This window comes from Eubacterium sp. ER2 (assembly GCF_000765215.1).
Classification (GTDB): domain Bacteria; phylum Bacillota; class Clostridia; order Lachnospirales; family Lachnospiraceae; genus Claveliimonas; species Claveliimonas intestinigallinarum.
Map to the genome: position 1 here is coordinate 1 of NZ_JPJE01000061.1, position 9451 is coordinate 9451.

Here is a 9451-nt window from a genome sequence, read left to right on the forward strand (position 1 = left end):
TTCTTGATAAAAACCGGAAGGATCATTGAAATGTTGATAACTACAATAGAAAAGCCCCGGGGTAAACCGGGGACTTTGTCTACAGTCTGAAAGGGGCTTTTTACAGCCCCTTTTTATTATGATCCGTTACTCTGTATTTCCGTCTGCACAACCGATTTTCTTCTCATCTGCATGTTGACATTTAAAACAATAATAGAAAATACAACTGCAAGAATACCCAAAATGATATGTACGGTAAGTTTTTCATGGAAAAATATATTCCCGAACAGAGTAGCTGCTATAGCCTCTGTCGAAGCCATAATGGACGCCTTCCCTGCTTCCATATATTTTAGTCCTACCGTATACAGGAAATATGGTACCACCGCGCTTATCAGTATAAACCCTGTCTCCAGCAGCATCAGTCCTCCGTCTTTCCCGGATACGGCTACAATCTCCGCCGGTCTGCACAGAAAGAGGATGCCGGCCCCGCCTATCAGAAATGTATAGGTCATAACAGTCACCGGATGATATCCTTTTTTCAAGCCTATCGAACTGAAGACAGAGTATAGCGCATAGGCTACACCTGCTCCGACTCCGGTGATAACACCTTGAAAAGTAACTGTATTCTCTCCTCCCAGCACTCCGGATACAAAAAAGCATCCCGCAAACGCACTGATCAGCGCTATCAGCTTCCTCAGAGTCATTTTTTCCCTGAAAAGGATCCCGGACAGGACAGAAACGACTGCCGGAGAAATGTACAACAGAACTGCTGCTACTGACATGGAAGTCAGACGTATCGTCATATAGTAGAGGCAGTTGAAGCCTATGATACTCAAAAGTCCGCTTCCGGCGAAAATCCATATATCTCTCACCTGTATTCTCAGAAGCTCCCGCTTTACGGCCAGGATCACAAAGAAAATTATAATGCCCGTTCCCGCTACCCGAATGGCAGCGATATCCATGGCGGAAAATCCGGTTTCCCCAAGCTTGTTTACAAAAATTCCCTGAGTTCCCCAGAAAATTCCCGCCATTATGACTAACACACAACAAAATTTCTTCATTTTACCGCGCCCCGGCCTGCCTTTAATATTTCTCCGGGAAGAAAATCCGTCCCGTTCTGTCATCGATCGGTTTTCCGAATTTGTTTCCAATAACAAAGCAGATCAGCGCTATTCCTAATCCAATAACAATATTGTGGAAGGATCCTATTTTGATGTCCAGTGCCATCGTAATACAGTAAGAGCTCAGTCCGCCGATCACGCTGGCAAGCGCACCGATTTTATTGGCTGTCTTCCAGAACATTCCAAACAGCATAGTCCAGAAGAACACGGTCTGGAGACCACCAAACGCAAACATATTAATCCATACGATCAGATCCGGCGGATTGATCGCGATAATAATAGAAACAAGCCCCATAATAGCTGTAACAATAAATGATATTTTTGCCACAAGCTTCTGATCCGGTTCCTCTTTTTTCTGCTCTTTATAATGAAGATACATGTCCTTTACAATTGCTGAAGATCCGGCGATCAGAAGAGAAGACACCGTGGACATAGCTGCTGCCAGCGGGCCTATGATTGCCACTCCTCCTAATACAGGAAGCATATAATTTACGATAACCACTGGGATAACAGTATCTGTTGAACCGTCAATTGTCGTGAACAGACCTCTTGACCATGTTCCGATCAGATGGATACCTATCATCATGATACCTACCACAATTGTCCCGTAAAGCATCGCTTTATGAACGGATTGAGTATCTTTATAGCCAAGGCAGCGCACCTGTGACTGGGGAAGGCCCACTGTAGTCACACCACAGAGAAGCCATTGGGATAAGAAAAGCTGGAAGGGAATCTGCCCGCTGGCGCGTGGATCCAAAAGATCCGTTCCCTGACCGGTGGCCACTGCACGGGCTGACTCAGCTGTAATGTTAGCCATAATATTGTCCAGTCCGCCGCCTCTCTGTATAACGGCAACACCCAACAGAATTGTTCCGACTACCATAACGATCGCGCAGGCTGTATCTGTGATGGCAACAGCCGTAAATCCACCTATCATAGTATATATAACAACGACTGCCGCAAAGATAAACAGACCGATCGTGTAGTCAAAACCAGTACACGCCGCAAAAAGCTGGGCGCCACCTATAAACTGACTTACCATCTGAGTAGTAAAAAAGACCACGATAACAATAGCGCAGATATTAGACAGAAGGTCTGATTTATATCTGGCTCTTAACACATCAATAACCGTAACGGAGTTTGTCTTTCTTCCTACAACGGCCATTTTCTTTCCAAGCACGCCCAGAATAAGAAACGCTGCGACAACATTGGAGGTAGCATAATATACCCAGCCAAATCCTGTCTCCCATGCCTTTCCCGCTCCGCTTAAGAAGGAGCTCACTGATCCATAGGTTGCCACCAGCGTCATGGCAAGCACGAATCCGCCCAGGCTGCGGCCTCCGATAAAATATTCCTTAGAAAAGTTCTTTGCCTTCGCATCGGCTGATTTTTTCTGTACATATACGCCAATTCCCATCAGAAGCACAAAGAAAACCACAACAGGAATTATCCTCAATACTGAATCACTCATTGCTATCCTCCTCATCATGTCCCAGATCAAAATCTTTGAATACAAATTTTAACAGATACACTACACCGATAATTCCTACGAACCAACATCCAAAGCTTCCAATGACAAACCAGGCCGGCATCCCCAATATCGTCCAGCTGTTGCCCACCAGCAGATAAATGCCAAAGCCCCCCGCAAGCCAGACGATAAATGAAATTGCCGCTACAATCCATGTCGCCTTAGCCTCTTTGTTCATTTGTATAAATTTTTCCTTATAGCTCATTTCCTCTTTTTTGTTCTCATTTTCCATTATCTGTCACCTCGTCTATAACAAATCTCTCCGTCAATAATGGTATAGTCAATCTTAACATTGATAATATCCACAGGATCTATCGCCAGAATATCATCTGAAAAGATTGTAAAATCCGCCAATTTTCCGACTTCAATACTTCCCTTGATATCATCCTCAAAGCTGGCATAGGCTCCGTTTATTGTATAGCATCGTATTGCATCCATCATGGAAATTCTCTGACATGGGCCGCATACCTCGCCAGTATTTCGATCGATCCTGTTCACCGCTCCGTCCAGCCCAGCGATAGCATTGCATGCGGCAGTGGGAGCATCGCATCCGATGGCTGGTCTCAGTCCGGCATCAATGAAGCTTTTCAGCGCGAACAGATAATTAATTCTCTCTCCAAAATATCGATGATAATCGCTTCCGTTTAAAGGAATGAAATGTGTGTTTGCAATAGGAATAATTCCCATCGCCTTCATCCGGCTGATCAGATCATCATCCACAATGACACAGTGTTCTATCCTGTGCCTGTGTTCCTCAGGCTTCCTGTAATGGTTTTTCAGCGCTTTCTCGTAGCCCTCTACCATAAATTCCACCGCCAGATCTCCCTCTGCATGTGCTGTCGCCTGACAGTCATGCTGATTGATATAGTCGATGTAATCCGCCACCTCCTCCCTGTCCCAGGAAAGGATTCTGGGAAGAGTCGGATCATGGGAGTAGGGTTCACGTGTTGCCATTGTCGGTCCACTGCTGCCCCCGTCTACCATAAATTTGCAGCTTCCGATCCTAAAATGTTCGTCCCCGAGACCTGTGTGAAATCCAAGCTTCAGAAAATGTTCATTGTCTTCCTTAGAGAAAGGCTTCCCAAAAATACTGTGCAGCATCATAAACTGCCGCGGTTTAAACCAGCCCCTTTTCGCAGCTTTATACATCATACTGTAGGCGGGTGCATCACACTCTCCGCAATCATGAATAGAGGTAATACCGCCCTCCAGGCAGGTTCTGTTTGCCCTGTCAATCGCCTCCCGCAGTTCGGCCTCTGTATACTTCACCTTGCTCCACAAATAGAAAGCACTTAAGTCCCTTGTCAGACCGGTAAATTTCCCGTCCTTCACTTCAATTTCGCCCTCGCCAAAACGCTTTATATCCTCTGGTGTTCTGATATCACCGGCAGCCAGGCCCAATGTATTATAGATACATACATGTCCGCATGTGCGCATGCACTGTACGGGATGTTCCGGCGCCGCCTCATCCAGGTCTTCAAGAGTCACATGTCTCTTTTCAATCAGCTTGTTATTGTCGTATCCCCACAGCTTGATCCAGTCGCCCTTGGGTGTAATCCTGGCCCGTTCTCTTACAAGCTCCTTGATATCCTCAATACTTTTACATTTTGGGTATGTCGCGTCTATGATCGCTCCGTTCATAAAGCCTGATAAAATAGGATGATAATGGCTGTCGATAAATCCCGGCGTCATAGTCCGGCCCTGCAGATCTATAATCTCTGTATTTTCATCTACAATTTTTCTGATATCCTCATTCGATCCGACAAATACAATTTTATTCCCTTTGATGCCGACCGCTTCGCAGATATCGTCATTCTCGTTTACTGTAACAACTTTTCCATTAATAAATGCCTTGTCTATATACGAATAATCAAAATTCATATGCTCCTCCTGTCTACGATCTTTTGTATACTGATCCTTTCCTTATGTTATCATTCTCTATCCTCCTTACATTTACCGCCACGACTTTTGTACATAATTAAACATCCGATGTTTAATGTATATCATATATTGTTATTTTTGTCAATATTACTCCTGTTATTGTTTCATTTCTTGTGTATTTTCCCCCGAATATAACAAGGATTTTTTCATATTTTTTGAAAAAAATAGCCAAAAGATGCTAAAATAGTCTCTGAAAGGAGATGATTTATCTGGAAACTGAACAGTTAAAATGTGTATCTGCTGTTGCAAAATGTGGAAGCTTCACCGAGGCCTCCTATTATTTGTCGCGTTCGCAGTCCTCCATCTCCAAGAACATCCTCAAGCTGGAGGCAGAGCTTGGCATCAAAATCTTTTCCCGGACTACGCGCAGTATCACACTTACGGATGCCGGTCGAGAACTGCTCCCTCTCATTGATGAGATGCTTTCCGTATCCTCCAAAATAGAGGCTGCCGCAAGATCCTACTCCATCCCGGCGGGGCATCACCTAACTGTGGGAACCATTTATCTGGGAAGCCATAATCATATTGAGTCCGTTGTTGCGGAGTATTCTATAAAACATCCATCTGTAGAGATCGAATTCCTGGAGAGCACAACCTCTGCACTTATTCCTGCCCTGCTCGCAAAAACTGTAGATGTGGCCTTTGTATCCAGCATGTACCTTATTCATCAGGAAGTAAACTTTCAGACGGATCCGAGATTTATATCTCATACAGTTCTAAAGGATCCCTATTATCTGGTCACCAGCCACGGCCATCCCCTGGCAGCCAAAGCGAAGATTGATTACAGTGATCTGAAAGATCAGGTCTTTATTACAACTGATAAAAAAATGCAGGTGTACCATGATGCTGTGTTTAAGGTACTACACGACCACGGTATCTCTCCAAAGGTTGCCCTGCAGTGCTCTTCTGTCCGGTCAGTTTTGAAAATGGTGGCAGAAAATGCCGGCGTTGCCATCCTCTCCAGTCTTGCAATTGACGCAAATGATAAGCTGGCGATCATCCCCTTCTACACGCCGCTGATCCGGGACACCCAGATTATTATGCTCAATCGCCCTAAAATTCCCGTTTATATACAAAGCTTCTATGACTACCTTTCAAGGAATATAAAAATGCAGCCTCCTCTCTGACAGAGAAAGGCTGCACCTTTATTGTCTTTTTTATCTGTTATATATCTGCCGACTGACAGCCACACCGTTGACCTGACTGACAGGAACCTGACGCTTCACGCTCTCTGCAGCTCCGATTCCGGCCGCTTCTCCTGTCCTCATGCAGGTGATCATAACTCTTATGCAGGCGTGAGCCTCATAGTCTGCCGAAATACACCGTCCTGCCAGAATCAGGTTTTCCACTTCCTCTGTCACAAGGCTTCTGAACGGCACCTGGAAGTATCCTTTTTCAGGCTTTATGATCGTGCTGGATGTGCCGCGTGTATCGTGGATATCAATAGGATAGGAACTTTCCGCAACTGCATCTGAAAACTCTTTTCCCGTCAGCACGTCTGCACCCGTGAGAACATATTTCCCCAGTATTCTTCTGGAGTCGCGCAGACCGGTAAAGGCCCCCGTCTCGCACAGCACTGCATCCTGGAAGCCAGGAACGTTTTGAACAAAAAAGTTACTTATATCACGCACCTGCTCTCTGGCTTTCATTTCTGCCTCTGTCCACTTCCGAATGTCAAAGGGATCCACTTGTATCCTGCTCATATTGGAATACATGGTTCCGTCTGGGAGAGGTCTGGCCAGCAGATTATTAACATACAGACTGCCCTCCCGGATTCCTCTTGCGGCAATCGCCTCTTTTTCCTCCTGAGATACCTGGGCGTAGGCCGTCTGGTCCACGTCCGCCATTCTGTACATCAGACTGCCTGGTTGCAAGACTCCGTCCGGATCGCCGGCTTCATATCCGCACCCGGCCTCAAAAGCCACACTTCCATGGAAAGAAGCGTCTACAATGACATCCGCCTCTATTGTCTGTATCCCGTTTACATTGTGAACCAGCAGTCGAGTGATCCTCTTCCCTCCATCCATGATCACCTGTATCATGCTGGTGTGGAGCATCACCTCCACACGATGACTTCTGACCATCTGATGAAGAATCCGTTTCAGCGGTTCCGCTTCATAGGGCACAACAGGTACCGCCAACTCTTTCTTTCCGCACAGGTAAATTGTATTCATACCCTGGGTTGCATTTTCCGCTTTCAACCTGCCAAGCAGTTCCCCTACAAATCCGGACTGTGTCTCCCAGGACTCTCTGTCTGAAAATCCCATGAACATGCTGATAAGTCCACCTGTCGCCGTTCCTCCAAGATAGGCCGCCTCCTCTATGATCAGCGTCTTCATCCCGCGGTCAGCAGCGCTGACCGCAGCGGCGCAGCCGGAAGTGCCGCCTCCTACTACAATGACGTCATAGTGTCCCAGATCACCATATACTTTTACAGTTTCTGTCATATTTGTATCCTCCTGTTACATCAGCCACGCCGCAATCGGATAACCAACAAACGCCAGCACAACTGCTGCGATCACGGACATGATCATTCCATATTTAAACATAATGTCTGTTTTCAGCCACCCGGTTCCCACAGCAATCGCCGCATGTGCTGTAGACGGCGGTGTAGCCATTGCAATGGCCGCACCTGCTCCAATAATACAGGTAAGCGCCGCGGGATCCACCCCGCCGATTGCACCCGAGTACACCAACGGAAGAGCCACACTGTACACAAGAGTAACAGTCACAGTGTTGGACGCAAAGTTTGTCTGGATGACGGTCCACAGAGATACGATCAACACGAAAATCATTGGGGACAGATTTCCGATCAGCGGAGAGATAGCCGACACGACCGCATCTGTGATCCCGGCCTCTTCATTTGTAAGAGCGCTGCCAAGCACCATAGTTCCGGCCACCATGATAACTGCTCCCCATGGTACTCCCTCCTTCATGGCCTTTCCAAACTCCATGAGGGGCTTCCCGTTCACCCGCATCATACATAACAGGATTACGCCTATAATAGCAGGGGTAGGTGTACCAAGCCCTGATATAAAAGCCGAAACCCCCGGGAGTACCGGACTGATAATTCCGGGAATCATCCAGAGAAATACTACTCCGGCAAAGACTGCCAGTGTATATTTTTCCTCTCTGCTCATAGGCTCCGCATCCTTCAGCAGCACTTCGGTATCCAAGTTCCTCAGCTTGCTGGTGTCCGGCTTAAAAATATATTTCAGCATCAGCATGATGAGAATAAAGATAACTGCGGCTGAAATAATTCCAAAGACTGTATATTTAACAAAGTCAATGGCCGTACCGGTATCCTCCTGATACAGTGACATTCCCAGTATGGGAACCGTGTGGGCGATCGGTGTCGTTATCGTGGACAGGGAGGAGAAGCAAAGGAGGGACAGCATGATCATCTGCGGGAATCTCTCCTCCGGCTGATAGCCGAGCTCCTTAAATATCTGTTCTGCAATGGGAACAAACACAATAAACGTGGGGACAGGTGACATAAAAGATCCGATCACAAGCGGTGCCAGAAAGAAAAGTCCCAAAAACAGCCACTGATTTTTCTTTGCAATCGGCCGTGTGATAAACCAGACCGCACACCGTCTTAAAAATCCGGTCTGTCCCAGGCAATACGTTACCATAGAGCTGAACATAACAAAGGATGTAACCCAGCTTCCCATCGACCCCTGAAGGACACTCTCATAGGTAAACAGAGGGGTCAGCATCAGGGCAAAAATACAAACAACACTCGGCCATGTCACCGACACGAACAGCCACAATATAATCGTACCGATAAAAATGCCTAAAATCTGCATGCCAAGCTCCGAAAGCCCGAGAACAGGCGGAAGAAATCGAAAGCCAAAAATGCAGAGTAATCCGATAACCGTCATCGCTATCTGCCTTTTATTTTTCATAGTCTCATTCTCCTTACAAGTTATACTTTATTCAATTTCTTTCCGCGGAAATAATTCTATTTTGAGTATAGCACGGGATTCTTTTATGACCAATTCGATATTTTATGAATTTATTCCATAACAGAATAAATCAACCTAATCTAAAGTCACAAAAAGCCGCCATACCTTCCGTACAGCAGCTTTCTCTGTCTCCATTTATATTCCTGCCTGACTCAAACCCCCTGCTTCTTGCAGATATCCTCCAGACAGCACTTGTCACAGTGGGGCTTTGTCCTTGCCGTACACACATCCCGGCCGTGATACACCAGTCTATGGCACAGGTCGCTCCCCTCCTCCGGGGGAATGATCTTCCAGAGAGCCATCTCCACCTTCTTTGGCTCCTTGATGCCATCCACCAGCCCGATCCGGTTGACGAGACGGATGCAGTGGGTGTCTGTCACAATGGCGGGCTTGCCAAACACGTCGCCCATGATCAGATTGGCGCTCTTTCTTCCCACACCGGGCAGCTTAAGAAGAGCGTCAAAGTCATCCGGCACCTTCCCGCCGTACTCCTCCTTCAGGATCTTCATACAGGCGCTGATATCCCTCGCCTTGCTCTTTCCCAGGCCGCAGGGGCGCACGATCTCCTCGATGTCCACCACATCCGCATCGGCCAGGGCGTCCACTGTAGGGTACTTATCGTACAGCACTTCCACAATCTTATTGACTCTCTCGTCTGTACACTGGGCCGCCAGGCGCACGCTCACAAGAAGCTTCCACGCCTGGTCATAGTCCAAGGTGCAGCCTGCGTCTGGATACTCTTTTTTCAGCCTCTCGATCACTTCCAGAGCTCTCTGCTTTTTTGTCATCTGTCCTTCTCCTTTTCGATTTATCTTCCGACTTTTTCTCCTACTATTAGTATTGTCATAGTCATTCTTTACCTTTTCTACAGGTTAGACTATGCTATTTTAAGATACTGTGGATTGGTTTCTTTC

The 9451-nt window shown here is 46.7% G+C and carries 8 protein-coding genes; 1 reads left to right on the top strand and 7 read right to left on the bottom strand.

Translation table 11 applies throughout. The annotated features are described in order from the left end of the window. Window positions 1–116 precede the first annotated feature (116 nt). From NI21_RS0115405 to NI21_RS0115420, 4 genes are read right to left on the bottom strand one after another with little or no spacing between them, the layout of a single operon-like run. Window positions 117–1022 (bottom strand): DMT family transporter, encoded by a 906-nt coding sequence (locus NI21_RS0115405; RefSeq protein WP_197052638.1) that lies wholly within the window; start codon window positions 1020–1022, stop codon window positions 117–119. 40 nt (window positions 1023–1062) lie between these two features. Beyond that, window positions 1063–2571 (bottom strand): sodium/pantothenate symporter, encoded by a 1509-nt coding sequence (gene panF, locus NI21_RS0115410; protein ID WP_033127097.1) that lies wholly within the window; start codon window positions 2569–2571, stop codon window positions 1063–1065. Further along, window positions 2564–2860, bottom strand: a complete 297-nt coding sequence (locus NI21_RS0115415) for a YhdT family protein (protein ID WP_052084203.1) — start codon at window positions 2858–2860, stop codon at window positions 2564–2566. Before NI21_RS0115415 ends, panF begins: the two co-directional genes overlap by 8 nt. After that, window positions 2860–4509 carry an amidohydrolase gene (locus NI21_RS0115420; RefSeq protein ID WP_052084205.1) on the bottom strand — a complete coding sequence of 550 codons (1650 nt, stop codon included), beginning with the start codon at window positions 4507–4509 and terminating at the stop codon, window positions 2860–2862. The genes NI21_RS0115415 and NI21_RS0115420 overlap by 1 nt, the downstream gene beginning before the upstream one ends. Window positions 4510–4769: 260 nt before the next feature. Between NI21_RS0115420 and NI21_RS0115425 the strand changes: the two genes are divergently transcribed. After that, window positions 4770–5696 (top strand): LysR family transcriptional regulator, encoded by a 927-nt coding sequence (locus tag NI21_RS0115425; protein WP_033127098.1) that lies wholly within the window; start codon window positions 4770–4772, stop codon window positions 5694–5696. A 30-nt stretch (window positions 5697–5726) separates the two neighbouring features. Here NI21_RS0115425 and NI21_RS0115430 read toward each other — a convergent pair whose 3' ends face one another. From NI21_RS0115430 to nth, 3 genes are all read right to left on the bottom strand, one after another. Next, window positions 5727–7016: an FAD-dependent oxidoreductase gene (locus NI21_RS0115430; RefSeq protein ID WP_033127099.1), complete on the bottom strand. Its 1290-nt coding sequence runs from the start codon at window positions 7014–7016 to the stop codon at window positions 5727–5729. A 15-nt stretch (window positions 7017–7031) separates the two neighbouring features. Beyond that, the gene (locus NI21_RS0115435) at window positions 7032–8477 is read right to left on the bottom strand and encodes an SLC13 family permease (RefSeq protein WP_033127100.1); all 1446 of its coding nucleotides are present in this window, start codon (window positions 8475–8477) and stop codon (window positions 7032–7034) included. Between the two features lie 212 nt (window positions 8478–8689). Then, window positions 8690–9325: an endonuclease III gene (nth, locus tag NI21_RS0115440; protein ID WP_033127101.1), complete on the bottom strand. Its 636-nt coding sequence runs from the start codon at window positions 9323–9325 to the stop codon at window positions 8690–8692. Between the last annotated feature and the right edge of the window lie 126 nt (window positions 9326–9451).

Excerpts from the sequence above, each read along its gene's own strand:
- panF (WP_033127097.1), bottom strand. The coding sequence starts at position 2,571 with ATGAGTGATTCAGTATTGAGGATAATTCCTGTTGTGGTTTTCTTTGTG.
- NI21_RS0115415 (WP_052084203.1), bottom strand. The coding sequence starts at position 2,860 with ATGGAAAATGAGAACAAAAAAGAGGAAATGAGCTATAAGGAAAAATTT.
- NI21_RS0115420 (WP_052084205.1), bottom strand. The coding sequence starts at position 4,509 with ATGAATTTTGATTATTCGTATATAGACAAGGCATTTATTAATGGAAAA.
- NI21_RS0115425 (WP_033127098.1), top strand. The coding sequence starts at position 4,770 with ATGATTTATCTGGAAACTGAACAGTTAAAATGTGTATCTGCTGTTGCA.
- NI21_RS0115430 (WP_033127099.1), bottom strand. The coding sequence starts at position 7,016 with ATGACAGAAACTGTAAAAGTATATGGTGATCTGGGACACTATGACGTC.
- NI21_RS0115435 (WP_033127100.1), bottom strand. The coding sequence starts at position 8,477 with ATGAAAAATAAAAGGCAGATAGCGATGACGGTTATCGGATTACTCTGC.
- nth (WP_033127101.1), bottom strand. The coding sequence starts at position 9,325 with ATGACAAAAAAGCAGAGAGCTCTGGAAGTGATCGAGAGGCTGAAAAAA.